Source organism: Mycobacterium gallinarum, from assembly GCF_010726765.1.
Lineage (GTDB): Bacteria > Actinomycetota > Actinomycetes > Mycobacteriales > Mycobacteriaceae > Mycobacterium > Mycobacterium gallinarum.
The window spans coordinates 4,546,978-4,572,096 of the sequence record NZ_AP022601.1; the positions used below are offsets into that span (position 1 = coordinate 4,546,978).

The 25,119-nt window shown below is 66.6% G+C and carries 24 protein-coding genes; 14 read left to right on the plus strand and 10 right to left on the minus strand.

Going from position 1 to position 25,119, the window contains the following annotated elements:
• Nucleotides 1-92: 92 nt before the first annotated feature.
• Together pheA and G6N42_RS22470 are read left to right on the plus strand one after the other, a co-directional pair.
• On the plus strand, nucleotides 93-977 hold the full coding sequence (gene pheA / locus G6N42_RS22465; protein WP_163733054.1) for a prephenate dehydratase: 885 nt from the start codon (nucleotides 93-95) through the stop codon (nucleotides 975-977).
• Nucleotides 974-1,660 carry a histidine phosphatase family protein gene (locus G6N42_RS22470; protein WP_163733059.1) on the plus strand — a complete coding sequence of 229 codons (687 nt, stop codon included), beginning with the start codon at nucleotides 974-976 and terminating at the stop codon, nucleotides 1,658-1,660. Before pheA ends, G6N42_RS22470 begins: the two co-directional genes overlap by 4 nt.
• A gap of 5 nt (nucleotides 1,661-1,665) precedes the next feature.
• Here G6N42_RS22470 and G6N42_RS22475 read toward each other — a convergent pair whose 3' ends face one another.
• The 3 genes from G6N42_RS22475 to G6N42_RS22485 are packed head-to-tail and all read right to left on the minus strand — an operon-like array spanning nucleotide 1,666 to nucleotide 3,690.
• Nucleotides 1,666-1,860, minus strand: coding sequence for a hypothetical protein (locus G6N42_RS22475; protein ID WP_163733061.1), 195 nt, complete (start codon nucleotides 1,858-1,860; stop codon nucleotides 1,666-1,668).
• A gap of 59 nt (nucleotides 1,861-1,919) precedes the next feature.
• A complete protein-coding gene (locus tag G6N42_RS22480) occupies nucleotides 1,920-2,273 on the minus strand; it encodes a metallopeptidase family protein (protein WP_163733063.1) in 354 nt (117 codons plus the stop codon).
• 4 nt (nucleotides 2,274-2,277) lie between these two features.
• A complete protein-coding gene (locus G6N42_RS22485) occupies nucleotides 2,278-3,690 on the minus strand; it encodes a septum formation family protein (protein WP_163733066.1) in 1,413 nt (470 codons plus the stop codon).
• Nucleotides 3,691-3,805: 115 nt separating this feature from the next.
• Here G6N42_RS22485 and serS point away from each other — a divergent pair, with 115 nt between their 5' ends.
• Nucleotides 3,806-5,065, plus strand: a complete 1,260-nt coding sequence (gene serS / locus G6N42_RS22490) for a serine--tRNA ligase (RefSeq protein WP_163733068.1) — start codon at nucleotides 3,806-3,808, stop codon at nucleotides 5,063-5,065.
• Here the strand turns inward: serS and G6N42_RS22495 are convergent.
• Genes G6N42_RS22495 through G6N42_RS22505 form a run of 3 tightly spaced genes read right to left on the minus strand, consistent with a single transcriptional unit; the run spans nucleotide 5,062 to nucleotide 7,663 of the window.
• A complete protein-coding gene (locus G6N42_RS22495) occupies nucleotides 5,062-5,697 on the minus strand; it encodes a TetR/AcrR family transcriptional regulator (protein ID WP_197905586.1) in 636 nt (211 codons plus the stop codon). The two genes, serS and G6N42_RS22495, sit on opposite strands and share 4 nt — an antisense overlap.
• A gap of 3 nt (nucleotides 5,698-5,700) precedes the next feature.
• Nucleotides 5,701-6,774: an NAD(P)H-dependent amine dehydrogenase family protein gene (locus G6N42_RS22500; RefSeq protein ID WP_163733074.1), complete on the minus strand. Its 1,074-nt coding sequence runs from the start codon at nucleotides 6,772-6,774 to the stop codon at nucleotides 5,701-5,703.
• 13 nt (nucleotides 6,775-6,787) lie between these two features.
• A complete protein-coding gene (locus tag G6N42_RS22505) occupies nucleotides 6,788-7,663 on the minus strand; it encodes an SDR family NAD(P)-dependent oxidoreductase (RefSeq protein WP_410506623.1) in 876 nt (291 codons plus the stop codon).
• Nucleotides 7,664-7,750: 87 nt separating this feature from the next.
• On the opposite strand from G6N42_RS22505, the gene G6N42_RS22510 reads away from it, so the two are divergent.
• A complete protein-coding gene (locus G6N42_RS22510; protein ID WP_163733081.1) occupies nucleotides 7,751-8,872 on the plus strand; it encodes an NAD(P)H-dependent amine dehydrogenase family protein in 1,122 nt (373 codons plus the stop codon).
• Here G6N42_RS22510 and G6N42_RS22515 read toward each other — a convergent pair.
• Nucleotides 8,869-9,204 carry a hypothetical protein gene (locus tag G6N42_RS22515; protein ID WP_163733084.1) on the minus strand — a complete coding sequence of 112 codons (336 nt, stop codon included), beginning with the start codon at nucleotides 9,202-9,204 and terminating at the stop codon, nucleotides 8,869-8,871. The genes G6N42_RS22510 and G6N42_RS22515 overlap by 4 nt on opposite strands.
• Nucleotides 9,201-10,763 (minus strand): MBL fold metallo-hydrolase, encoded by a 1,563-nt coding sequence (locus G6N42_RS22520; RefSeq protein WP_163733087.1) that lies wholly within the window; start codon nucleotides 10,761-10,763, stop codon nucleotides 9,201-9,203. Before G6N42_RS22520 ends, G6N42_RS22515 begins: the two co-directional genes overlap by 4 nt.
• Nucleotides 10,764-10,873: 110 nt before the next feature.
• On the opposite strand from G6N42_RS22520, the gene G6N42_RS22525 reads away from it, so the two are divergent.
• The 3 genes from G6N42_RS22525 to G6N42_RS22535 are packed head-to-tail and all read left to right on the plus strand — an operon-like array spanning nucleotide 10,874 to nucleotide 13,234.
• Nucleotides 10,874-11,659, plus strand: a complete 786-nt coding sequence (locus G6N42_RS22525) for a lysophospholipid acyltransferase family protein (RefSeq protein ID WP_163733090.1) — start codon at nucleotides 10,874-10,876, stop codon at nucleotides 11,657-11,659.
• Nucleotides 11,660-11,663: 4 nt separating this feature from the next.
• The gene (locus G6N42_RS22530; RefSeq protein WP_163733093.1) at nucleotides 11,664-12,416 is read left to right on the plus strand and encodes a lysophospholipid acyltransferase family protein; all 753 of its coding nucleotides are present in this window, start codon (nucleotides 11,664-11,666) and stop codon (nucleotides 12,414-12,416) included.
• Nucleotides 12,413-13,234, plus strand: coding sequence for an HAD family hydrolase (locus tag G6N42_RS22535; RefSeq protein ID WP_163733097.1), 822 nt, complete (start codon nucleotides 12,413-12,415; stop codon nucleotides 13,232-13,234). Before G6N42_RS22530 ends, G6N42_RS22535 begins: the two co-directional genes overlap by 4 nt.
• A gap of 1 nt (nucleotide 13,235) precedes the next feature.
• Here the strand turns inward: G6N42_RS22535 and G6N42_RS22540 are convergent, their stop codons facing one another.
• Complete coding sequence (locus tag G6N42_RS22540; RefSeq protein ID WP_434059626.1) at nucleotides 13,236-14,837, minus strand: N-acetylmuramoyl-L-alanine amidase; 1,602 nt, start codon at nucleotides 14,835-14,837, stop codon at nucleotides 13,236-13,238.
• A 166-nt stretch (nucleotides 14,838-15,003) separates the two neighbouring features.
• Nucleotides 15,004-15,945, minus strand: coding sequence for a hypothetical protein (locus G6N42_RS22545; RefSeq protein ID WP_163733103.1), 942 nt, complete (start codon nucleotides 15,943-15,945; stop codon nucleotides 15,004-15,006).
• 161 nt (nucleotides 15,946-16,106) lie between these two features.
• Here G6N42_RS22545 and glf point away from each other — a divergent pair, with 161 nt between their 5' ends.
• The 7 genes from glf (at nucleotide 16,107) to G6N42_RS22580 (ending at nucleotide 25,097) form a co-directional block, all read left to right on the plus strand.
• The gene (gene glf / locus G6N42_RS22550; protein ID WP_174262134.1) at nucleotides 16,107-17,324 is read left to right on the plus strand and encodes a UDP-galactopyranose mutase; all 1,218 of its coding nucleotides are present in this window, start codon (nucleotides 16,107-16,109) and stop codon (nucleotides 17,322-17,324) included.
• The gene (locus G6N42_RS22555) at nucleotides 17,321-19,255 is read left to right on the plus strand and encodes a glycosyltransferase (protein WP_163733109.1); all 1,935 of its coding nucleotides are present in this window, start codon (nucleotides 17,321-17,323) and stop codon (nucleotides 19,253-19,255) included. The genes glf and G6N42_RS22555 overlap by 4 nt, the downstream gene beginning before the upstream one ends.
• Nucleotides 19,248-19,769 (plus strand): phosphatase PAP2 family protein, encoded by a 522-nt coding sequence (locus tag G6N42_RS22560; protein WP_163733112.1) that lies wholly within the window; start codon nucleotides 19,248-19,250, stop codon nucleotides 19,767-19,769. Before G6N42_RS22555 ends, G6N42_RS22560 begins: the two co-directional genes overlap by 8 nt.
• Nucleotides 19,769-20,731 (plus strand): decaprenyl-phosphate phosphoribosyltransferase, encoded by a 963-nt coding sequence (locus tag G6N42_RS22565; RefSeq protein WP_410506624.1) that lies wholly within the window; start codon nucleotides 19,769-19,771, stop codon nucleotides 20,729-20,731. The genes G6N42_RS22560 and G6N42_RS22565 overlap by 1 nt, the downstream gene beginning before the upstream one ends.
• A gap of 37 nt (nucleotides 20,732-20,768) precedes the next feature.
• Entirely contained in the window at nucleotides 20,769-22,805 is a 2,037-nt protein-coding gene (gene aftB, locus G6N42_RS22570) for a terminal beta-(1->2)-arabinofuranosyltransferase (RefSeq protein WP_174262284.1), read from the plus strand.
• Nucleotides 22,806-22,886: 81 nt separating this feature from the next.
• Complete coding sequence (locus G6N42_RS22575) at nucleotides 22,887-23,882, plus strand: alpha/beta hydrolase (protein ID WP_174262135.1); 996 nt, start codon at nucleotides 22,887-22,889, stop codon at nucleotides 23,880-23,882.
• 129 nt (nucleotides 23,883-24,011) lie between these two features.
• A complete protein-coding gene (locus G6N42_RS22580; protein WP_163733116.1) occupies nucleotides 24,012-25,097 on the plus strand; it encodes an esterase family protein in 1,086 nt (361 codons plus the stop codon).
• Nucleotides 25,098-25,119: the final 22 nt, after the last annotated feature.

The following is a 25,119-nucleotide window of genomic DNA, read 5'->3' on the forward strand; positions in this document are numbered from 1 at the left end:
AGGTGAGCCTAACTTAACTAAGCCTCGCCTGGTCGCGCAAGGCTTACGTGCAGCGGAACGGGATTACCGAGGGGAACCGATAGGGTTGGACCGTGACCCGTATCGCGTATCTCGGACCCGAAGGGACCTTCACCGAGGCGGCCTTGCGCGGCATGGTCGGGGCTCACCTGGTTCCGTTGACCGAGTTCGAATGGTTTCCGACGAGCAGCCCGGCGGCCGCGCTGGAGATGGTGCGATCCGCAGACGCCGCCTTCGCGTGCGTGCCGATCGAGAACTCGATCGACGGCTCCGTGCTCCCGACACTGGACAGTCTGGCGACCGGTTCGCCACTGCAGATCTTCGCCGAATACACCCTCGACATCGCATTCACGATCGCGGCGCGCAGCGGAGTGGCCGACCCCGCCACGATCGCCGCGTTTCCGGTGGCGCGCGCCCAGGTCGCGAAGTGGGTCGCGAAGAACTATCCCGACGCTGAATTCCAGGCGGCGAACTCCAACGCCGCGGCGGCCGTCGACGTCGCCGAAGGACGCGCCGATGCCGCCGTCACCACCGCGCTCGCCGCGCAACGCCACGGTCTGGACGTGCTCGCCTCCGGCGTCATCGACGAACCGAACGCCCGCACCCGATTCGTGCTGGCAGGACCGGTCGGCCCACCACCGCGGCGGACCAACGCCGACCGCACATCGGTGGTGCTCCGGCTCGCGAACGTTCCCGGGGCACTCGCGTCGGCGCTCGGGGAGTTCGCCGTCCGCGACATCGACCTGACCCGCATCGAATCACGGCCGACCCGAACCGAACTGGGTACCTACATCTTCTTCCTCGACTGCGTCGGGCACGTCGATGATGCGCCGGTCGCCGAGGCACTCAAGGCGCTGGTCGAACGTTGTGTGGATGTGCGATATCTCGGTTCGTGGCCGATGGGCCCGGCCACCCGGACGCCGGTGCGGGAGGACCAAGAGCGGGAGGGCGAAGGGTGAGTGGACGGCTGGTGCTGGTCCGGCACGGACAGTCACACGCCAACGTCGAGCGTCGGCTCGACACCAGGCCGCCGGGGGCGGAACTGACCGATCTCGGTCGCGACCAGGCCCGGACATTCGCGCGCGGACTCCCCGACAAACCCGGCCTCGTCGCGCATTCGATCGCGGTGCGGGCCTCGCAGACCGCGCGTGAAATCGCCGACGAACTCGGCGTGGACACCCACGAGCTGGAGGGGATCCACGAGGTTCAGGTGGGTCACCTCGAAGATCGTCACGACGACGCGGCCATCGAGGAGTTCAACAACATCTACAAGCGATGGCACGAGGGCCATGTCGACCTGCCGCTGCCCGCCGGGGAGACGGCCAGCCAGGTGCTCGAGCGCTACCTGCCGGTCGTCACCCAGTTGCGCATCCGCTACCTCGACGACGACTCGTTCTCCGGCGACATCGTCGTGGTCAGCCACGGCGCCGCGATCCGGCTGGCCTCGGCCGTGCTGGCCGGCGTGGACAGCAGCTTCGTCCTCGACCACCATCTGGGCAATACGGAGGCGGTGGTGCTGGCGCCGATCACCGATGGACGCTGGAGCTGTGTGCAGTGGGGGACGATACTGCCGCCGTTCTATCCCGAGCCCGACGTCGATCCCGTTCAGGACGCGCTCGAGTCGGCCGACCCGATGGGCTGACAGCCTCAGATCGCCGTCGCGATGGAGGCGTCGCGGCCGCACGTGCAGCCGACCGCCTCGCAGTCGATCGCGAAACCGTGCACCACTTCAGGAGTTCGGCAGTCCGGCTCGGTGCATTCGGTACGGGCCAGTGCGTGGTGGATGACGGTGCCATGGCAGTGCTCGACCCCCGCCACACAGGCACGGCATCGGCTGCTCATGTGCCCAGTTTCTCGCGCGAGTGCACGCATGTGCTCCAACAGCGCGGCGTGTCGGCGGGCTAACCCCAGCCGAGTTCGTGCAGGCGGTCGTCGTCGATGCCGAAGTGGTGCGCGATCTCGTGGATGACGGTGATGGCCACCTCGTCGACGACCTCCGCCTCGGTGTCGCAGAAGTCCAGCAGCGCGCCGCGGTAGATCGTGATGGTGTCCGGCAGCGATCCCGCGGCATACCAACTGTCCCGCTCGGTCAGCGCGACCCCCTCGTAGAGCCCCAACAGGTCGGGTTCGTCGGCGTTGCGGTCCTCGACGAGGACGACGACGTTGTCGATCGCCTTCGTCAGCTCTTGGGGGATCAGGTCGAGCGCGTCGGAGACCAGCTCGTCAAACCGTTGCGGGCTCATCCGCACGGTCACGCGGCTACGGCACCGGCGCTGGTGGCGGAGGAGGCACTGCCGGTGGCGGTGGTGCCGGCGCGGGCGCCGGGGGTGGTGGCGGCGGTGGCGGCGCACCCGGTGGCGGTGGCGGTGGCGGCGCGCCCGGTGGTGGGGGCGGCGGCGGTGGCGCACCCGGTGGTGGGGGCGGTGCGTTGAGGAAGGTGTTGCCCGGTGCGGCCGGGTCTGTGGTCGGCTCAGGAGTTTCGGTGGCCTGCGCGGAGCCCGGCATGTGCTGGGTCTGGTTGCCGTAGTCGGAGTCGTCGGTGGTCGACGAGGACGACGAGGACGAGGAGGACGAGGAGGACGACTCCTCGGGCTCGTCGGGCATGGGGATCGGCGGAAAGTTCAGCCGCTCCTCGGGGATGTCCGGCGGCGGCACCGGCGGCTGACCGTTGATCATCAACGGGCCCTTGGCACTGTTGAGAAGCGTTGACCAGCCGCCGTTTCCGAGGGTCGCCCCGATACTGCACGAGACCTGGCGGCTGCCCGCCGACCACGTCGGCAGCGAGATCGTGCTGTAGATGAGGGTCAGGGTGGTGCTGCGAAGTTGGATGGGCGCCAGGTAGGCGTCGGTCATCCGGGTGCACGCGTCCTTGATGAAGCTGTCCTGCTCGGACTCGGGGGGCAGGCCGGCGGGGAACTTCTCGGCCAGGTTCACCGCGCCGGTGACCTCCATCGCGTGCGGCGCTGCGCAGTCGATCGGAATGTCGGTGGGCTGATTGGTCGACGGGTCGATGCCCAGGCACGTGCCCGCGGGCCACACCTTGGATTGGTCGATGTCGGCGACCTTGCCCTTGAACGCCAACTGTTGGTTGTTGGGGCCGGGCAGCTGCATCCCGCAAAGCATTCGCCGCTCGCCGGACTGCTTCCACGCCTTGTCGCCGGACCACAGCATGCTGATGGTGAAGCGGCTGTTCGGGTCGAAGTCGGTGCCCAGGTAGTGCTTGACCGCGGCCGAGCACTGTTCCTGGCTGATCTGCTGGATCCGTGCGGTCGACGGCGGGGCCGCGTCGGGCCCGTACTCGCTGCCGGGGAACGTCCGCATGTCCACCGATTCGGCGACCTCGAAGCGGTGCTCGTCCTTGCAGTCGACGATCTCCGCGGCATCGGGCGTGCGGTCGGGCCAGTTGAGGCAGTCGCCGGCCTTCGCGTGCTTGAAGGTGTCGTTGCCGCGGGGGCCCAGTGAAATGGTGCTGGCCGTCAGGCCCGAGCTTTCGGTCTGCGGAATCGCGGTGATCAAACCGGCGATGAGCAGGCCGCCGAGCGCGGTCAGCAGCAGTGCGCGGCGGGTCGAGGCCGCCTGCAGGCTGCGCCACCAAGGCGCCCGCGACGAGGGTCGGCCTGCCTCGTCGTCGTGCGGGTATTCCAGGGTGGGTGCGTCAGACATCTGCTCCATTGTGACAGGCGTGTCGGGCCCTGTGACAAGTGATGCAGTTGTAACGTTACGAGGTTGTGGCTGGGGCACCGACCTCGGCTGTTCCCCACCGGTTGCCAAAAGTAGTGTTGCGCCCGTGATCGACCTCAAACTGCTGCGGAACAACCCGGACGTGGTGCGCGCATCGCAACGCGCCCGCGGAGAAGATCCTGGCCTCGTCGATGCCCTCCTCGACGCGGATGCCGCGCGGCGCTCCGCGGTGTCGTCCGGCGACAATCTGCGCGCCGAGCAGAAGACGGCCAGTAAGAAGGTCGGCAAGGCCTCGCCGGACGAGCGGCCCGCGCTGCTGGCGGCGGCCAAGGAACTGGCCGACAAAGTCAAGGCCGCCGAAGCCGAGCAGAGCCAGGCCGAAGCGGCGTTCACCGCGGCGCACATGGCCATCGCGAACGTGATCATCGACGGTGTCCCCGCCGGTGGTGAGGACGACTTCGTGGTGCTGGACACCGTCGGCGAACCCCGCGCCATCGACAACCCGAAGGACCACGTCGAGCTCGGCGAATCGCTGGGGCTCATCGACCTCGAGCGCGGGGCGAAAGTCTCCGGCGCGCGGTTCTACTTCCTGACCGGTGCGGGAGCTCTGCTCCAGCTCGGCCTGTTGCAGCTGGCCGCGCGACTGGCCCAGGACAACGGTTTCACGCTGATGATCCCGCCGGTGCTGGTGCGCCCGGAGATCATGGCGGGCACCGGTTTTCTCGGTGCGCACGCCGAGGAGGTCTACCACCTGGAGTCCGACGATCTGTACCTCGTCGGTACCTCCGAGGTGGCCTTGGCCGGCTATCACTCCGACGAGATCCTCGACCTGTCCGACGGTCCGCTGCGCTATGCCGGGTGGTCGTCGTGCTTTCGTCGCGAGGCGGGCAGTCACGGTAAGGACACCCGCGGCATCATCCGGGTGCACCAGTTCGACAAGGTCGAGGGCTTCATCTACTGCAAGCCCGACGAGGCCGAGGCCGAACACCAGCGGCTGCTCGGCTGGGAGCGCGAGATGCTGGCGAAGATCGATGTCCCGTATCGCGTAATCGATATCGCCGCAGGGGATTTGGGCTCATCGGCCGCGCGTAAGTTCGACTGCGAGGCGTGGGTCCCGACGCAGCAGACGTACCGAGAGCTGACCTCGACGTCGAACTGCACGACGTTCCAGGCGCGACGTCTTTCGGTGCGCTATCGCGACGAGAACGGCAAGCCCCAGACCGCTGCCACCCTCAACGGCACGCTGGCCACGACACGGTGGCTGGTGGCCATCCTGGAGAATCACCAGCAGCCCGACGGAAGCGTGCGGGTGCCAGAAGCTTTGGTGCCCTTCGTCGGAACCGAAGTGCTCGAGCCCAAGTCCTAGCGTTCCAAACTGTGCGTGAGGACGTAGGCGGTCAGTACGTCGACCAGGGCGCGCCGGTCCCTGGACGTGTCCAGTGGTTGTGACGAAATAATCTGTGCCACAACAATTCCGCGCAGGCACGCCCAGATGTGGTTGCCGATTTCCTTCGCGTGCTTCGGATCCAGGCCCTCGCCGAGGTGCCTGCCGAGTTCGGTGAGCTGACGCATCGTGTCCGCCAGCCGCATGTTGACCGCATCGCTTCTGCCCGAACGCGTGGCGATCAGGATCTCGATGGCCGCCATCGACGTCGGGCTCGAGAACGCCGACCATGCCGCGTCGACGACCACCTGGGTGCGTTGTTCGATAGCGAGCTCCGCGGTCGTGGCGGGTACTGCGGCGAGAATTTCGGTGAGCTGACGGAAACCCTCGTCGACGACCGCGATGAGAAGTCCGTTCAGATCGCCGAAGTGGTACTGCACCACTCCCCACGTCACCCCGGCGCGCTCGGTTATGCGACGGACGCTGGGGGCGGCGAAGCCCTCGTCGAGGATGTAGCGGACGGTCTCGTCGATCACCATCTGCCGGGTCCGCTCGGCGCGCAGCTGGTTACCCCCTGGGGGACGCCGCGGTTGGACTGCACCTGCCATGGACAGACTTCACCACATGACACCGCGGATGTGATCCAGCGGCCGGAAGTCGTGAGCGGCGAGGATTCCGGCGGGTGCCCTGCACACCGCTTCGATGGCGTTGATCGGTCGCGCCGCGGTGGCGATCACGCCGCCCTGGTTGTGGTCAGTGCCGCCGAGGCCGACATGGGTGTTGATCTCGACACCGGGGTCGCCTTCCACGACAACGCGATGCACTCCCGGGCGACCGTCCGGCGGGACGGCCCAGTGCGGGGCGGCGACTTCGGTCAACCGGTTCACGTGTTCCATGGTGATGACGACCTTGCCGTCCCGAACGCCTTCGACACCGAAGCGCACCGCGGCGACCTTGCCGACCTCGACGTCCATCATCGTGCACGAGATCGGTTCGGGCGTAACCCATTTCTCGTGCCGCTCGCGCACCTCGTCGAGCTCCACACCGAGATCCGCGGCCAGGCTGCGCACCTGGATACCCCACATCGACGCGAGCACGCCCGGCATGAAGAGGATCGGTTGGTGCTCGGGGTCGGTACCGAAACCGAAGGTGACGCCGGTGAACTCGGCGTCGTCGTAGGTGGCGTAGTCGCAGATCTCCTGAACCGTGATCGAGTCGGCGCGACCGGCCAGGCTCAGCGCCGTGTACACGAGCGTATCGCCGGAGAAACCGGGATCGATGCCATTGATGTACAGCGTCGAATTACCCTGCCGGCAGGCTTCTTCGAGAGGTTTCCGTAGCCATTCGTCGGTGAACTCCGGCGCGACCAGCCAGACGAACGACGATCCGACGACGTTGGTTCCCGCGCGCAGGAAGCGCGCGATGTCGTCCATCGCCTCCGCCGGGCGGGTCTCGGCCTGCGACGTGTAGACCACGCAATCGGCGCCGAGCGCCAACAGTGCGTCGATGTCGTCGGTGGCCATCACACCGGTCGGTTCGGCGCGCCCGCACAACTCCGCCGCGTCCCGGCCGATCTTGTCGGGGCTAGCCGCGTGCAGGCCCACCAACTCGAGGTCCGGACGTTCAATGATCGTGCGCAGTGCATGTATGCCGACATTGCCGGTGGAGAACTGGATGATGCGCCGCGTCATTTCGCTGTGTCCTTCAGAGCAGATCGGTGATGGTCTTGAGCCCTGCGTCGTACAGCACGCCGGGCAGCATTCCGCCGTCGATCTCGATCGTGGTTCCGTTGACGAAATCGGCTGTGCCGGAGGCGAGGAAGACGCAGGTGCGTCCGACCTCGGCCGGCTCGCCGCCGCGGCGCATCGGGACGTTGACGAAATACTTGGCCCCGGTGGGATCGTCCTTGGGCAGAACGAACGACCGGAAGTTCTCGGTGATCGTCGGGCCGAGGGCGACGCAGTTGACCCGGACCGCGGGACCCCACTCCTGGGCTAGTGAGCGGGTCATCTGGTTCAGCCCCGCCTTCGCGGCCCCGTAGGACACCAGGGTCGGCGAACCGGCGGGATGGCCGGCTCCGCTGGAGACGTTGATGATGCAGCCGGTTCCGTCCTGGGTCTTCATCTGTCGGTACGCGCGAATCGCGAACCACAGCGGGCTGATGAGATTCATCTGAACGGCGAACGCGTGAAAGAGAGCGCTCCGCTCGTAGTCGTCGTCGCTGGCCGGGGCGCCTTGGATACGCGACACCAACGCCGGAACCTCGTCGACCGACGGCGACGGTACGGTGCCACCCGCGTTGTTGACCAGGATGTCCAGCCGGCCGAAGCGATCGACGACGCGCTGAACGAATGCGTCGATCGCCGTGTAATCGGCTTGGTCACAGACCATTTGGTCGGATCGCGCCGCCCAGTCGGGGTTGTCTTCCGTACCAGGCATCGCGTCGAGTGCCGACCGCGAGCAGCCGACCACCGTCGCCCCGGCCCGCAACAGCTCGTGTGCGATGCCGACGCCGACGCCGCGGCTGGTGCCGGTGACGATGGCCACCTTGCCTCTCAGTACGCCATCGAGTTCGCCCACCTTCGTCTCCATTCCCGCGGAGTTCGACCCCGGAAAGACATTACAGATGTAATGTTTTTGCGCAAGGGCGAGTCGAGGGAGAAACCAATGGCGCAGCCATCGGACAAGAGGTACCGCGTCGCGGTGTGGGCCACCGGCGGGGTCGGGCGCTACGGGATCCGGACGATCATGGACCGGCCCAACCTCGAACTCGCCGGTGCGTGGGTGCATTCGGAGGCCAAGGACGGCCAGGATGTCGGGGTGCTGGCGGGCATCGATCCGGTCGGCGTCACGGCCACTCGTGACGCGGATGCGCTGCTGGCCTCGGGCGTGGATTGCGTGATGTACGCGGCGCCCGCCGGCCCGCGACCGGCTGAGGCGCTCGCCGACTTCTGCCGCGTCCTGTCGTCGGGCACCAACGTCGTCACCACGTCGCTGCCCGGTCTCGTCTACGAAAAGGGTTCGCTCTCAAAGCGCTTTCTCGACCCGATCCGCGAGGCGACGGCCGCCGGTCGCAGCTCGATCTTCTCGTCGGGCATCGAACCCGGCTTCGGTTGCGACCTCTTCCCGATCGCGCTGATGACGATGTCGCACAAGGTGTATGCGGTACGCGGTATCGAGATCACGAACTACTCGGAGTATCCCGTCGAGTGGGACGTCCGCGAGTTGTTCGGGTTCGGTCAGCCGCTCGACTATCAGGGCGGTTTGAAGCAGCCGGGGGTCCTGAGGTGGGGTTGGGGCGCGGCGATCACAATGGTCGCCGACGCACTCGGTGTCGAGTTCGACGAGATCCGTGAGACGTGTGAATTCCTTCCGACCCCGCGCGATCTGCATACCGCGTGCGGTCTCATCCCGGCGGGCACGGTCGGCGCCACGTACGCCAAGTGCATCGGGGTCGTCGACGGCGAGGAGGTCGTCAGCCTCGAGCATGTCGACCGGATGGCCGACGATCTGGCCCCGGACTGGCCGACGGGTCGAACCGGAGCCACCGACGGTATCTGGCGGGTGCTGATCGACGGTGAGCCGTCGTTCGACGGGGAGTTCGAAGTGGGTCACCGCGACGGCGAAAGCGCAAGCGATCACGGACTACTCGCCACCGGCATGCGCGCGGTCAACGCGATTCCCTGGGTGTGCGAGGCCGCGCCCGGCATTGTCGACGCGCTGCACCTGCCCCTCACCTCGGCGATCGGTGCATTGCATCCGCATCGCGACGGCGTGCCAGCGTTCTAGCGCTCCAGCAGTTCGTCGAGCTTGGCCAGGAACTCCGTCGGCCGCTGCGGCGTGAACGCCGGGTTGGTGCGCGCACCGGCGACATCGAGGGTGATGAGCGTGGATTTGATCGGTCGCCAGACGTCTAGCGGCAGCCACCGACTCAGGCTCGAACTGCCCCACAGCCGGAACCGCTCGTTGAGGAAGCTCAGTGATTCGGCCTTGTACCCGCGAACATCGCGCAGCAGGATGATCTTCGAGGTGCCCGACGGGAAGTGGTAGCGGCGCAGGGTGATCGCCTCGCGGTCCAGCTGGATGAGGCCGTCGTCGTAGTACTGGCGCGGCCCTGTCACGACTGCGCTCCCTCGCGGGCCGAGCGCAGTTCGTGTCCCTTGGTCGTCAAGCATCGGCCGTTCTCGAGGTTCCACTGCCAACCGTGCAGGTTGCACGTCAATGTGGAGCCCTCGACCACGCCGAACTTCGACAGGTCGGCCTTCAAATGTGGACAACGTCGTTGAATCTCCCATCCGTCCAACGTGATCGACGCTGTGTCGTCGTGCGCCTCGGCGAACCAGCCGTCGGCATAGGCGATGCGCTCGTCGGTCAGGCACTTGAAGAACGTGTAGAGGTGCTCGTTGTAGCCGCCGACCCGCCACGCCGTGAACCTGGTGGACAGGAAAATGGTGTTGACCCAGTCGGGCTCGTTGTCCCGCAATACCGTACGTACGAGTTCCGGCGCGATGGCGAAGCCGTACCGGAACTTCTCGTCTGGAATAGCCTCGCGCACAGCACGTTTGGGGAAATCGATCACCACCGTCTCGGGGCCGAGCCGCAGTTCCACCGGATAGCCGATGCCGTCGCAGATCTGGTCGCTCTGCAGCATGATCGGCTCGAAGAGCGCGCGCAGCGGCTCGAGCAAGGGTTCGCCGGCCGCGGGGGCCCAGGTGGCCTTCTCCGCGGCCAGCACCGGTGCCATCCGTTCGGCGAAGTCGGCGATGTAGGCCGCCTTACCGGTGGTGAAGATGGCCAGCACCTCGTCTTCGGGCAGCGGGTGGACAAGCGAATTCATCTGTGCGCCAGTGAAATCCGCTTTCGTCCCGGGCATCATCAGCAGACCGCCGTCGTGGCCGTTGGCTCGCATCTGGTCCAGGAACACCACCTGGTCGGGAAAGATGTTGGCGGGGTCGCCATGGTCGTCGTTGAGGTCACGCAGCGCGGGGTCGAGGAAGCACGGCGGGCCTGCAGACGGGATCACCCACGTCGCCCCGACCTGTGCGATGTATTGGCGGCACCGGTCCATCTGCCGCTGCCGCTTCTGGGTGCCGAACGCCTCCTTGGCGCGGGCGGGCATGTCGTAGACCATCGGGTACCAGATGGCCCCGGAGTACTGCAGCATGTGGACGTCGACGGCGCCGAAGTCGGCGTGCACCACGTCGAGGTCCACCGGTCGGGCGTCGTTCATGTTGAAGCAGACCGTCTCGCCGTCGTCGAGCACCAGGCCAGAGTCTCCGATGGGACCGTCCGCAGGTGCGCGCAGCGAGATGATCATCACGTCGAGGTCGCCCTTGGGGCCGCTGACCCGGTGCTTGACCGAATCCGTCGTTTCGAAGAACCGGTGGAATCCGAGCTTTTCCAGTTCGCGGCGCAGGTCCGGCACGGGGAAGTCGGGCAGCAGGACCACGGCGTCCTTGTTGACGTGGGCGCTCAGGTTCTTCGCGTCGAAGTGGTCGGCGTGCAGATGCGACACGTACAGGTAATCGCAGTCACCGAGGGCACCCCAGTCCAGCTGGCTGTTGTCGGGGAACGGGAACCATGACGCGAAGTACGCCGGGTTGACCCACGGATCACACAAGACGCTTCCGGCGTTCGTATCTATCCGGAACCCTGCATGTCCAACGCTGGTGACCTGCACTAATACCCTTTCTGACTACCGCATGTGCGGCATCAAGACTAGCCGGACGCAAACGGGTGCCGCAGATACGCGGGTTCGGTGAGACGCGTTACGCGACTAGGCTGCCGTATGTGGAGCCGGTTTACGGAACAGTCATCCAACTCGCCAGGATGCTCTGGCGCTTTCAGGGTCTGACGTTCACCGTCACCGGCGTCGAGCACCTGCCGGCCGAAGGCGGCGCGGTCATCGCCATCAACCACACCGGCTATCTGGACTTCACGTTCGCCGGCCTGCCCGCCTACCGGCAGAAGCGCGGCCGCAAGGTGCGGTTCATGGCGAAGAAGGAAGTCTTCGACAACAAGATCACCGGCCCGATCATGCGCAGCCTGCGCCACATCGAGGTGGACCGTGACAGCGGCGCCGCGTCCTTCGACGAGGCGTGCCGCAAGCTCAAGGAAGGCGAGTTGGTCGGCGTCTACCCGGAGGCCACGATTAGCCGCAGCTTCGAGATCAAAGAGTTCAAGTCCGGCGCGGCGCGCATGGCGATCGCCGCCGACGTGCCGATCGTCCCGCACATCGTCTGGGGCGCACAGCGCATCTGGACCAAGGGACACCCCAAGAACATGCGACGTCCCAAGGTGCCGATCGCCGTGGCGGTGGGGGAGCCGATCTATCCGACGCTGCCGCCTGCCGAACTGACCGCGCTGCTGCATTCGCGGATGCAACATCTGCTCGAACGGGTCCAGGACGACTACGGGCCGTACCCACCGGGTGAGTTCTGGGTTCCGCACCGCCTCGGTGGCGGAGCGCCGACGCTGGCCGAGGCGAACCGGATGGACGCCGAGGAGGCTGTCCAGAAGGCGCAGGCGAAGGCGGCCCGTCGCGCACAGGGGGGCCCCACGGGAGCGCCGGAGTAGCGCGATGGAGCCGGTTTTCCGCATGCTCGAGATCGCCTGCTCAGCGGGCGTCGCGGTTTCCGGGAGCCGCATCACCTACCGCGGACTCGAGAACTACCCCAAGCACGGCGGTGCGGTTGTCGCCATCAACCACACCAGCTATATCGACTGGATGCCCGCCGCGCTGTCCGCCTACCAGGTGCGGCGCCGGCTGCGCTTCATGATCAAGTCGGAGATGCAGGAGGTGAAGGTCGTCAACTTCCTGATCAAGCACTCGGGCACCATCCCTGTCGACCGCAAGGCCGGCGCCGGTGCTTACGCGGTCGCCGTCGAGCAGCTGCGGGCCGGCGAGCTCGTCGCCGTCTACCCGGAGGCCACCATCAGCCGCAGCTTCGAGCTGAAGGACTTCAAGAGCGGGGCTGCGCGCATGGCGGTGGAGGCTCAGGTACCGATCGTTCCGCTCATCGTCTGGGGTGCGCAGCGACGCTGGACGAAAGGCCATCCGCGCAAGCTGGGCCGCGCCAAGATTCCGATGACCGTCGAGGTCGGTACGCCGATACCACCGGCGGAGACGATCGAGCTGACCGACACCGCGATGCGCAACGCGATGACCGACCTCCTCCACCAGGTGCAGGAATCCTACGAACACCCGCCCGGGGCCTACTGGGTGCCGCGGCGGCTGGGCGGCTCGGCTCCCACGATGGAGGAAGCGAAGGCGTTGGACGAGGCCGAATTGGCCGAGCGCGCTCGTAAGCAGGCTGAGCGGCAGTCTCGGTGACCCTGCCCCGCCTGGTTGCCTCCGATGTGGACGGCACGCTGCTCACCGATGACGACGTCGACGCCATCTCCGACCGCACTCGCGCCGCGGTCCTGGCGGCCGTGGACTCAGGAACCCAGTTCGTGCTCGCGACGGGACGTCCGCCGCGCTGGATCTCACCGGTCGTCGATGCCCTGGGTTTTGCGCCGATGGCGGTGTGCGCCAACGGTGCGGTGATCTATGACCCGTCGACGGATCGCATCGTATCGGCGCGCACCCTGTCCGCTGACCTGCTCGGCGAGCTCGCCGAGATCGCGACGCGAGTCATTCCCGGCGCCGGCCTGGCCGTCGAGCGGGTGGGCCGCAGTGCACACGACGCCGCCACCCCGCAGTTCGTCAGCTCGCCGGGTTACGAGCACGCGTGGCTGAACCCCGACAACACCGAGGTGTCGATCGACGACCTGCTGAGTGCGCCCGCGATCAAGCTGCTGATCCGCAAGGTGGGGGTGCGCAGTGCGGACATGGCCGAGGAGTTGGCGAAACATGTTGGTCTGCAAGGCGATATCACCTATTCGACCAACAACGGTCTGATCGAGATCATGCCGCTGGGTATCAGCAAGGCGACCGGAATCGCCGAGGTGGCAGAACCATTGGGCATCACGGCCGAAGAGGTGGTCACTTTCGGTGATATGCCCAACGATGTGCCGATGCTGGCATGGGCCGGGCTCGGGGTCGCGATGGGCAACGCGCATCCGGAGGCCCTCGCGGCGGCCGACGAGGTCACCGCGACGAACGCCGACGACGGGGTGGCGCGGGTGCTCGAGCGCTGGTGGTGGTGACTCAGGCGGGGCTGATGGGCGGCGTGAACCGCTCCAGCTGAATCGGAGTCTTGGCGGTATCGGCCTTGGGCAGTTCGGTGGGTACGCCGTCGATGACGCGGGTGACGGTTCCGTTCTGGCGGTCGAAGTTCAGCGTGCCGTGCTGGAAGTTCTGCACGATCCACTGCGGCTCGTGGATTTCGCCGCTCGTCGGCAGGCCCAGGGCGCCGCGCTCGAAGCCGAGTGAGCCCCACGCCTTGTAGATCTCGCCGGTGACCGGTTCGGCTCCGCTGGTCGGCGACCAGTAGATCGCGCCGCGCTCGAAGTTCGCGTACCGCGTCGGGCCCTCACCCGACGCCTCCGGTGACCGCGGTGCGCCGAGTGCACCGTTCGGGCCGCCCGTCGACTCCCAGCGCATGAAGATCGCACCGCCGCGCAGCGTGTCCGCGAGATCGGCCGGACCCGGGGGCCTGTTGAATCGTGCTGCGATGTCCCGGATCTGGCCCATCGCGGCATACGCAGCATTGCCCGGGCATTCGGTGATGCCGACATCGCGGTGGGTGAAGATCGTGGGCAGCCTCGGGGTGGCGCCGAACGGGAACTTGGAGAACGAGCCGCCGGCAGAGGCGAGTATCACCGTGCCCTTGGGGTCGAGGTGATCGAGTCCGAGGCGCCATCCGAGCAGTCGGCCCGTGTTCTCCAACTGAACCTGTGTCGGCGCCGCCTGGTCGAAGTTGCCCAGCATCGCCACACCCCAGGTGTCGCGGTTGAAACCACCGGTGTGGGCGCCCTCGACGGGCTTGTCGATGCCGCCCGCGCGGCCTTCGAAGACCTGGCCGTACTTGTCGACCATCGCGTTGTAGGCGATGTCGCACCAGCCCAGCGTGCGGGTGTGGTACTCGTAGATCGACCGGATGATGCCGGCCGAATCCGCTGGCGCGTAGTCGTTACTGCCTGCGGTGTGGTGGACGATTCCGGCTCGGATCCCTCTGTCGTACACAGGGTTTCCGCATCGCATTCCCTCGTCGGCGCCCCACCCCGCGCGGTTGATGATCTGTGGCGGCGATCCCGGCGCCGTGACCGCCGAGGGCCGCGGCAACGTATCCACCGGCGCCTCCGGTGGGCTGATCAGCACCGCGTTGATGTTCTGGGGCAACGGCTGCTCGACGTTGGCAGGCACGTAGCCCAGCTCGGGCCGATTGTCGGCGGGCTTGGGCGGCTTCGGCGCCTGCGCAGGCCGGGTGACCGCGATCTGCACTGTCGTCGTGCGGCCGACGAAGACCGGTTCGGTGCCGTCGGGGGCGCCCGGCGCCGGGGTGTCGGGTCCGAGGCCCTCCATGGCTTCCGCCTTGTACCAGGGGCCCCAGCTGCCGTCGGGCTTCTTGGCGCGGATCCGGGCCGACGTGCCGGCCAGGTCGCCCTTCTTTTCCGCGGTCAGCGCGACCAGTGAGAAGGGGGTGGCCTGGTGGATCTCGCGAATCGTCTCCCCGCCGCCGAGACCGGTCAGCGGCTGCTGGGCGAGCTGTGGGGCACGGGCTTGCGGGTCGTCATCGCCGACACCGGGGATGCCGTAGATCGCCATCGGAAGGACGACTGCCGTCGCCGCAACGGCGGTGAACAGCATCGACGGCAGCGGGCGGCGATACAGCACGGACTGATGTTACGTATGTGTCAGTTGTTACCAATGATTCGACACGCGCCGGCGGGTACCAAATCTGGCGCCGAATCCACACGCAACGGCACCGCAGAGCCCGGGGGAAGGCTTCTGCGGTGCCGTTCGGTGACAGGTCTTAAGCGCCGGCGCCCGTCGAGGCTCCTGCCGCTGCGGCCGGGGCGGCCGGAGCCGCGGCCGCGGGGGCCGCACCTGCGACTGCCGGGGCACCCGCAGGCTTGACCGCCGACATGATCGCGGGCATCACCATGCCCTTGAGGAGGTCGATCGCCTGACCGGCGCCGAGCTGGTTGGCCATGCTCGACAGGTCGCCGATGATGCCGCTGCTGCCGCCGCCGGTGCTCGCCGGCATGGTCGCCAGCGACGGGTCGCCCAGGATCGGGTACATGCCCGCGCCGGGATCCAGCCCGATCGGCGCCGAGATCGGCACCTCGCCGGGGGCGGGCAGGGCGCTGGTCGCGAGCGGTGCCAGCGCCGGATCGGTGAGCGACGCGGCGGGCGTGGTCAGGCCGCCGGCGTCAGCCGTGGGACTGGTCAGACCCGGGCTGGACAGCGACGGGCTTGTCAGTGCGGGGTTGGCCAGCGCCGGATCGGTCAACGACGGACCGGTCGCGGTGAGACCGGGGACGGTCGCGCTCGGGACATCAAGACCGGGTGTGGTCAGTCCCGGCGTGGTCAACCCCGGCGTGGTCAGCCCTGGCGTGGTCAGGCCCGGCGAGGTCAGGCCCGGTGTGGTGAGGCCGGGGGTGGTGAGCGCAGGCGAGGTCAGGCCCGGTGAGGTCAGCGTCGTCGGCGTGCTCGCGCCGGTACCCGTCAGCACACCCGTGGGCATGGGCGGCAGGTTGATGCCGAACTGCGAGAGACCCTGTGACAGCGCCGACATCAGTTCGTTGGGCAGGTCGGTGATCGTCGCGGCCTGGACGAACTCGCGCTTCTGGGGCTGCGGATCGATGCTCGCGGACAATTCGGATACGGCGACTACAGCGGCTGGACTCGCGACTGCCAGGGCGGCGACTGCGCTCATGGCTGTCGAGAGCCTGCGTCGACGTCGGTTCGGCACGGAAGTCTCCTCAATATATGGACTACGTCTGGCTATGTGTTCGTACGCGTTCGACGGTACTGGTGTGACTAATGAGACTGAAGTGACGATACGGAATTGTGAGCCAATCTTGACCTGAGCACTCTGTCGCAATTCGGGCGCACGGCGGCCGTCGGATACCCTTGCTGCCGATGACAGCTCGTTTCGATCTCCTTGTCGTCGGTTCCGGATTCTTCGGCCTGACGGTCGCCGAGCGCGTGGCATCGCAGCTGAACAAGCGTGTCCTGGTGCTCGAGCGCCGACCGCACATCGGCGGCAATGCCTACTCGGAAGCCGAACCGCAGACCGGCATCGAGATCCACAAGTACGGCGCGCACCTTTTCCACACCTCGAACCAACGGGTGTGGGAGTACGTGCGCCAGTTCACCGACTTCACCGGCTATCAGCACCGCGTCTTCGCGATGCACAACGGGCAGGCCTACCAGTTCCCGATGGGGTTGGGCCTGGTGTCGCAGTTCTTCGGCAAGTACTTCACGCCGGATGAGGCACGGCAGCTGATTTCCGAGCAGGCCGCCGAGATCGAGACCGACGACGCGCAGAACCTCGAAGAGAAGGCCATCTCGCTGATCGGTCGCCCGCTCTACGAGGCCTTCGTCAAGGGCTACACCGCCAAGCAGTGGCAGACCGACCCCAGGGAACTGCCCGCGGCCAACATCACCCGGCTGCCGGTGCGCTACACGTTCGACAACCGCTACTTCAACGACACCTTCGAGGGCCTTCCTGTCGAGGGCTACACTGCGTGGCTGGAGAACATGGCCGCCGACGACCGGATCGAGGTGCGGCTGAACACCGACTGGTTCGACGTGCGCGACGAACTGCGTGCCGCGAACCCCGACGCACCGGTTGTCTATACCGGCCCGCTGGACCGGTACTTCGATTATGTGGAAGGCCGGCTGGGTTGGCGCACACTCGATTTCGAACTCGAGGTACTGAGCGACTGCGGGGATTTCCAAGGCACCCCCGTCATGAACTACAACGACCTGGACGTGCCATACACCCGGATCCACGAGTTCCGGCACTTCCATCCCGAGCGGAAGTATCCGGACGACAAGACCGTGATCATGCGGGAGTTCTCGCGCTTCGCCGATGACGACGACGAGCCGTACTACCCGATCAACACCGAGACCGATCGCTCCCTACTCGCGGCCTACCGGGCGCGGGCCAAGGCCGAGACGGCCTCGGCGACGGTGCTGTTCGGCGGACGCCTGGGCACCTATCAGTACCTCGACATGCACATGGCGATTGCCAGCGCATTGAATATGTATGACAACACGCTCGCGCCGCACCTGCGTGACGGCGCGCCCCTTGCCGAACCTGGCACAGAAAGCAGTAGCGCATGAGTGACATCCCGTCCGGCGCGCTCGACGCCGGAGACACCAAGGCGGTCAGCCTGTTGGCGCGCGTCATCCTGCCGCGTCCCGGTGAACCGCTCGACGTCCGCAAGCTCTACCTCGACGAGTCGGACACCAACGCCCGTCGCGCCCATGCGCAGACGCGCACCACGCTGGAGATTGGCGCGGAATCCGAGGTGTCCTTCGCGACGTACTTCAACGCCTTCCCGGCCAGCTATTGGCGGCGCTGGTCGACGCTGGAGTCGGTGGTGTTGCGCGTCGAGCTCACCGGCAGCGGGCGCGTCGACGTCTACCGCTCCAAGGCGACCGGCGCCAGGATCACCGTCGGCGGTGAACCGATCGCCAGCGGTGACTCCGGCAGTCCGGCGGTCGTCGAGTTCGAGATCGACCTGTCACCGTTCGAGGACGGCGGGTGGATCTGGTTCGACATCACCACCGACACGAACTCCACGCTGCACGGTGCGGGCTGGTACGCACCGGACGTCGCACCGGGACGCGCCAACGTCGCAGTGGGAATCCCGACCTTCAACCGCCCGGCGGACTGCGTCAACGCACTGACCGCGCTGACGTCGGATCCGTTGGTGGACAAGGTGATCAGCGCGGTGATCGTGTCCGACCAGGGCACCAGCAAGGTCAAGGACCACCCGGGGTTCGAGGCGGCCGCCGCCGCACTGGGCAACCGGCTCTCGGTGCACAACCAGCCCAACCTCGGAGGCTCCGGCGGCTACAGCCGGGTGATGTACGAGGCGCTGAAGAACACCGACTGCGAACAGATCCTGTTCATGGACGACGACATCCGCGTCGAGCCGGATTCGATCCTGCGGGCCCTGGCGCTGAACCGGTTCGCCAAGACACCGACGCTGGTCGGCGGCCAGATGCTCAACCTGCAGGAGCCGAGCCATCTGCACGTGATGGGCGAGATGGTCGATGCCGAGAACTTCATGTGGACCAACGCGGTCAACACCGAGTACGACCACAACTTCGCGAAGTACGCGCTGAGCGACGAAGAGGAATACCGCAGCCGACTGCTGCACCGCCGCATCGACGTCGACTACAACGGCTGGTGGATGTGCATGATCCCGCGGCAGGTCGCCGAGGAACTCGGCCAGCCGCTGCCGTTGTTCATCAAGTGGGACGACGCCGACTACGGCCTGCGGGCCGGCGAGCACGGCTATCCGACCGTCACGCTGCCCGGCGCCGCGATCTGGCACATGGCGTGGAGTGACAAGGACGACGCCATCGACTGGCAGGCGTACTTCCATCTGCGCAACCGGCTCGTCGTCGCGGCCATGCACTGGGACGGCAATGTCAGCGGGCTGATTGCCAGCCACTTCAAGGCGACCATCAAACATCTGATGTGCCTTGAGTATTCGACTGTCGCCATTCAGAACAAGGCGATGGACGACTTCCTGGCCGGGCCCGAGCACATCTTCTCGATCCTCGAGTCCGCGCTGCCCGAGGTGCGCGCGATGCGCCAGGAGTACCCGGACGCCGTGGTGTTGCCGAGCGCGACGTCCCTACCGACTCCATCGGACAAGAAATGGCGCAAGAAGGTGGCGATCCCCACCAACCCGTTGTCGATCTCGTGGCGGCTGACCCGCGGGGTGCTGCACCAGCTCAAGGCGCACGACCCCGAGCACCACCGCCGTCCGCAGGTCAACGTCGCCACCCAGGACGCCCGGTGGTTCTCGCTGTGCAAGGTCGACGGCGTCACCGTCACCACCGCCGACGGCCGCGGTGTTGTCTACCGGCAACGCGATCGCGCGACGGCCGCTGAGCTGCTTCGCGAATCGCTCAAACGGCAGGCGGAGCTCGCCCGCAAGTTCAATCGGATGCGCAGGGTGTACCGCGATGCGCTGCCGGTGCTCACGAGTAAGCAGAAATGGGAGACCGTCCTGCTCCCGTCGGCCGATGGCTGAAGCCCCGCACGGCGAGGACGCCGTGTTGGTCGCCGTCCAGTCTGCGCTCGCCGATCGCCCCGGCGTGTTGACGGGCGCGCGTGCCCTGTCGCACTTCGGCGAGCACAGCATCGGGTGGCTCGCGGTCGCGGCGCTCGGCGCGCTGCTGCGGCCCGCGCGGCGAAAAGCATTCCTGACCGCCGGGGTGGGCGCGTTCGGAGCCCACGCGGCCGCCGTGGTGATCAAGCGCGTCGTGCGGCGCGAACGGCCCGACCACCCGGCGATCGCCGTCAACGTGGGCACCCCGAGCCGGCTGAGTTTCCCTTCGGCGCACGCGACGTCAACCACCGCGGCGTCGATCCTGTTGGGGCGGGCCACCGGCCTGCCCTTGCCTGCGATCCTGGTGCCGCCAATGGCGTTGTCGCGGTTGGTGCTCGGTGTGCACTACCCGAGTGACGTGCTGACCGGCGTGGCGGTCGGCGCGGCCGTCGCGAAGGCGGTCACCATGGTCACAGAGCGGGCCGAAGGAGTCTGATGAGCATCTCGAGCGAGAGCAGTGCAGAGAGCACCCCGCAGGTGAATCACGAGCCGGTGCCCGAGAAGGGCCCACCGCGCAACCTCGTCACCGGGATCATCAAGGCACTTCGGCCGCGGCAGTGGGTCAAGAACGTCCTGGTGTTCGCCGCACCGGTGGCCGCACTGGGCGATGCGCGGTACGCCTACGACTACCGCGAAGTCCTGGTTCAGGTGCTGTTGGCGTTCGTGGTCTTCAGCCTCGCCGCGTCGTGCGTGTACCTCGTGAACGACGCGAGGGACGTCGAGGCCGATCGGGCGCACCCGACGAAGCGGTTCCGCCCCATCGCCGCAGGCGTCGTTCCGGAGTGGTTGGCCTACACCCTGGCGGTCGCGCTCGGTGTCGCCTCGCTGGCGATCTCCTGGCTGGTGACGCCGAACCTGGCGCTGGTGATCGCGATCTACATCGTCATTCAGCTGGCGTACTGCTTCGGCCTCAAGCACCAGCCCGTCATCGACATCTGCATCGTCTCCTCGGGCTTCTTGATCCGTGCCATCGCCGGTGGTGTCGCCGCGGATGTGCCGCTGTCGCAATGGTTCCTGCTGATGATGGCTTTCGGCTCGCTGTTCATGGCGGCGGGCAAGCGCTACGCCGAACTCCAGCTCGCCGAACGTACCGGGGCCAAGATCCGCAAGTCGCTGGAGAGTTACACCAGTTCATACCTGCGCTTCGTGTGGACGTTGTCGGCGACGGCGCTGGTGTTGTGTTACGGCCTGTGGGCGTTCGAGCGCGACGACACCGGCGGCACGTCCTGGTTCGTGGTGTCGATGATCCCGTTCGTCATCGCGATTTTGCGGTACGCGGTCGACGTCGACGGTGGCATGGCCGGCGAGCCCGAGGAGATCGCGTTGAAGGACCGGGTTCTGCAGCTGCTGGCCCTGGCGTGGATCGGAACCATCGGTGCCGCCATCTTCCTCAGTTGACAAGGTGAGTTTCTCGGTCGCCGGCCGGAGCCGCTTCATGGACGGTCTCGGCGATCGCTTGTCGCGCGCGCCCGCCTTTCCCTACGACATCACAGTGCGAATCAGTCTGTGGGCGAGCGTGATCGTCGTCGCGGCTCTGTTCGGTTGGGGTGCGTGGCAGCGGCGCTGGATCGCCGACGACGGCCTCATCGTTCTGCGGACCGTGCGAAACCTTCTGGCGGGCAACGGTCCGGTGTTCAACGCCGGCGAGCGTGTCGAGGCGAACACGTCGACGGTGTGGACCTATCTGATCTATGTCGCCGCGTGGGTCGGCGGGCCTGTCCAGCTGGAGTACGTGGCGCTGTACCTGGCGTTGGCGCTCAGTGTGTTGGGTGTCGTGTTCACCATGCTGGGCACCGCCCGGCTGTACGCGCCGAGCCTGCGAGGTCGACGCGCGTTGATGCTGCCCGCGGGTGCGCTGGTCTACATCGCTGTTCCGCCGGCCCGTGACTTCGCCACCTCGGGGCTGGAAAACGGTTTGGTGTTGGCATATCTCGGCCTGCTGTGGTGGATGATGGTGTGCTGGTCGCAGGGGCTGCGCGCACCCGGTCCGGCGAATGCGGCGCCGGTGTTCCGCGGCGGCCCACCGACCATTCGCAGACAGCCGGTCGGACCGGCGCCGGACGCACGCACGGTCAGCGGATTCTTCGACGGTGCACTGGCTTTCGTCGCAGGCATGAGCGTGCTGATTCGGCCCGAGTTGGCGTTGATCGGCGGGCTGGCTCTGGTGATGATGCTGATCGCCGCGCGCGATTGGCGACGCCGAGGGCTGATCGTCCTCGCGGGCGGTCTGGTACCGGTCGCGTATGAGATCTTCCGAATGGGCTACTACGGCTTGATATTTCCCGGCACCGCACTGGCCAAGGACGCCTCCGGTTCCAAGTGGTCGCAGGGCTTCGTGTACCTGTCCAACTTCAACAGTCCCTACCTGCTGTGGGCGCCCGCCATCTTGCTGATCGGCTTGGCGGCCGTGGTGATGGTGACGCGCGGCCGCCCGTGGGGTATTCGTCATGCGACCGCCCCCGGCCAGGGATGGCTGGCTCGGACGGTGCAGAGCCCGCAGGCCGTGGTGGCTTTCATGCTCGTCAGCGGATTGTTGCAGGCGCTCTACTGGATCCGCCAGGGCGGCGATTTCATGCACGGTCGAGTCCTGTTGACCCCGTTGTTCTGTCTGCTCGCACCCATCGCGGTGATTCCGTTGGTGCTGCCTGATGGGCGCCGAATGGCCCGTGGCGCAGGCTATTTGTTCGTCGGAGCCACGAGCCTGCTGTGGGTGTCGATCGCCGGTTGGTCGCTGTGGGTGGCCAATTCGAGCGGAATGGGACCTGACGCGACCCGCGTGACCTACAGCGGCATCGTCGACGAACGTCGGTTCTACGCCCAGGCCACGGGCAACGCGCATCCGCTGACCGCAGCCGACTACCTCGATTATCCCCGCATGCGTGCGGTGATGACCGCGATCGACAACACGCCCGACGGTGCCCTGCTGCTGCCGTCCGGCAACTACGACCAGTGGGATGTCGTGCCCGCCATCCCGCCGCCGCCGGACGCACCACCGGACGTCAAGAATCGAACCGGCCCGCACACAGTGTTTTTCACCAATCTCGGCATGCTGGGCATGAACGTCGGACTCGATGTCCGGGTGATCGACCAGATCGGGCTTGCCAATCCGCTTGCCGCGCACACCGCGCGTCTGGAAGACGGCCGCATCGGTCACGACAAGAACCTGTTCCCGGACTGGGCGGTGGCCGAGGGTCCGTTCCTCAAGACCAGGCCCTTCATCCCGGCGTACCTCGACGAGGACTGGATCGCGCAGGCCGAGGCCGCGTTGGAGTGCCCGGCGACCGACGCGATGCTCAACGCCATCAGGGGCGAGATGGGGCCGCGCCGGTTCCTGTCGAATCTGATGCATGCGTATTCGTTGACGCAGTATCGGATTGACCGAGTGCCGCTCTACGAGCTGCAGCGCTGCGGGCTCGAGGTGCCGGAGCCGACTCGCGACCCGTACACCGGCATGCCCGCCACCGGGCCATAGCCGCGGACGGCCGGCGGTAACGCGATAGGCGACTCCGGCGATACACAAGCGCGTTGGGAACTGGCGCTTGATTCACGAAGGATGGTACGACCTGTGCGAACCTGGCTTCGCCGTGCGATCGCGGCGGGCGCCGCGGTCCTGACGATGCCGATGATCGCCGTTGTGTCCAATGTCACACCGCCCGCGGGCGCGTTCTCTCGCGAGGGCCTGCCCGTCGAGTACCTCGACGTGTATTCGACGGCGATGGGCCGCAACATCCGCGTGCAGTTCCAGCCCGCGACAGGCGCGCCGACGACCGGTCCCTCGAAGGCCGTCTATCTGCTCGACGGCATGCGTGCACGCGACGACTACAACGGCTGGGACATCGAAACCCCGGCTTTTGAATGGTTTTTGGACTCCGGTGTCGCGACCGTGATGCCGGTCGGCGGGCAGTCCAGCTTTTATACCGACTGGTATTCGCCGTCGAGCTTCAACAGTCAGCCCTTCACCTATAAATGGGAAACCTTTCTCACCAGTGAGCTTCCGTCGTGGCTGGCGGCCAACAAACAGATCTCCCCGACCGGCAACGGCGTGGTCGGGTTGTCGATGTCGGGCGGGCCCGCACTGATCCTGTCCGCGTACCACCCGGCGCAATTCCGTTACGCCGCATCGCTTTCCGGCTTCCTGAACCCGTCGGCCCTGTTCATGCAGCAGGCGATCCGTGTCGCGATGCTCGACGCTGGCGGCTACAACGTCGACAACATGTGGGGCGCGCCGTGGGACAACGCGTGGAAGCGCAACGACCCGATCAGACAGGTTTCTCGCATCGTCGCCAATGGCACGCGACTGTGGGTTTACTGCGCACCCGGCGGCACGACCCCGCTGGACGTGAACGCGGATCCGAACCAGGCGTTCAGCGCGAACAGTCTTGAATCAATGGCTCTCAAGAGCAATTTGGACTTCCAAAAGGCCTACGTGGCGGCCGGGGGCACCAACGCGACTTTCCAGTTTCCGCCGGCGGGAAATCACGCGTGGCCGTACTGGGGAGCGCAGCTGCAAGCCCTGAAACCAGACCTGATCGCAACCCTCAAAGGCTGAGGAGCGACCAGGGACGATACACGCCGAATAGAGGTACCACAGCAAGTTGTGGTTGACTGCACGAGCAACGCGGCGGGGTCCGTCGGACAAGTTCCGCGTGCGGCATACGACAGATGGGATAGATGAAGCATGAAGTTCGTTGGCAAGATCCGTGGCGCGTGGGTGCGCCGGCTCGCGGCTGTGGCGATGGCCGCAGCAGTGTTGCCCGCCCTCGTCAGCGCCGTCGGAGGCTCGGCGACTGCGGGCGCTTTCTCTCGTCCGGGTCTGCCGGTCGAGTACCTCATGGTTCCGTCCGCAGGGATGGGCCGTGACATCAAAGTTCAGTTTCAAAACGGTGGGCCGAACGCTCCTGGCGTCTACTTGCTAGACGGCCTTCGCGCCCGCGACGACTTCAACGGCTGGGACATCGAGACTGCTGCCTTCGAGTGGTACGTCGATTCCGGCCTCGCGGTGATCATGCCGGTCGGCGGACAGTCCAGCTTCTACAGCGACTGGTACAGCCCGGCCTGCGGTAAGGCGGGTTGCTCCACCTACAAGTGGGAGACGTTCCTCACCCAGGAGCTGCCCTCCTACCTGGCCGCGAACAAGGGTGTGAATCCGAACCGCAATGCGGCAGTCGGTCTGTCGATGGCCGGTTCGGCCGCGATGACGCTGGCGATCTACTACCCGCAGCAGTTCCAGTACGCGGCTTCGCTTTCTGGCTTCCTGAACCTTTCCGAAGGTTGGTGGCCGATGCTGGTCAACATGTCGATGGGCGACGCGGGCGGTTACGACGCCGACGACATGTGGGGCAAGACCGAAGATCCGAACAATGCGTGGGAGCGCAACGACCCGATGGTCAACATCGGCCAGCTGGTTGCCAACGGCACCCGCATCTGGGTGTTCTGCGGTAACGGCAAGCCCGCCGATATCAACGGCACCGGCATACCGGCCGGCGACAACTTCAACGCGGAGTTCCTCGAGAAGTTCACCCTGCGGACGAACAAGACGTTCCAGGAGAACTACATCGCTGCGGGCGGTAAGAACGGCGTGTTCAACTTCCCGGAGTCCGGTACTCACAGCTGGGAGTACTGGGGTCAGCAGCTCAACCAGATGAAGCCGGACATCCAGCGCGTGCTGGGTGCCGTGCCGCAGCCAAGCACTCCAGTCGGTGGCGCTGCCCCGGCCGAGGGTGCGACTGAGGCTCAGCCGGCGTCGGCTGTATCCGGCGGTTAATTGACCGCTTCGTCGGAAACGA

What these genes read in the sequence shown, in the direction of transcription:
- G6N42_RS22540 (WP_434059626.1), bottom strand. Translation starts at nt 14,837, where the DNA reads ATGCTGTTCACCGCCGTTGCGGCGACGGCAGTCGTCCTTCCGATGGCG.
- G6N42_RS22555 (WP_163733109.1), top strand. Translation starts at nt 17,321, where the DNA reads ATGAGTGACATCCCGTCCGGCGCGCTCGACGCCGGAGACACCAAGGCG.
- G6N42_RS22510 (WP_163733081.1), top strand. Translation starts at nt 7,751, where the DNA reads ATGGCGCAGCCATCGGACAAGAGGTACCGCGTCGCGGTGTGGGCCACC.
- G6N42_RS22530 (WP_163733093.1), top strand. Translation starts at nt 11,664, where the DNA reads ATGGAGCCGGTTTTCCGCATGCTCGAGATCGCCTGCTCAGCGGGCGTC.
- G6N42_RS22575 (WP_174262135.1), top strand. Translation starts at nt 22,887, where the DNA reads ATGGTACGACCTGTGCGAACCTGGCTTCGCCGTGCGATCGCGGCGGGC.
- G6N42_RS22580 (WP_163733116.1), top strand. Translation starts at nt 24,012, where the DNA reads ATGAAGTTCGTTGGCAAGATCCGTGGCGCGTGGGTGCGCCGGCTCGCG.
- G6N42_RS22500 (WP_163733074.1), bottom strand. Translation starts at nt 6,774, where the DNA reads ATGACGCGGCGCATCATCCAGTTCTCCACCGGCAATGTCGGCATACAT.
- G6N42_RS22560 (WP_163733112.1), top strand. Translation starts at nt 19,248, where the DNA reads ATGGCTGAAGCCCCGCACGGCGAGGACGCCGTGTTGGTCGCCGTCCAG.
- G6N42_RS22475 (WP_163733061.1), bottom strand. Translation starts at nt 1,860, where the DNA reads ATGAGCAGCCGATGCCGTGCCTGTGTGGCGGGGGTCGAGCACTGCCAT.
- G6N42_RS22565 (WP_410506624.1), top strand. Translation starts at nt 19,769, where the DNA reads ATGAGCATCTCGAGCGAGAGCAGTGCAGAGAGCACCCCGCAGGTGAAT.
- aftB (WP_174262284.1), top strand. Translation starts at nt 20,769, where the DNA reads ATGGACGGTCTCGGCGATCGCTTGTCGCGCGCGCCCGCCTTTCCCTAC.
- G6N42_RS22485 (WP_163733066.1), bottom strand. Translation starts at nt 3,690, where the DNA reads ATGGAGCAGATGTCTGACGCACCCACCCTGGAATACCCGCACGACGAC.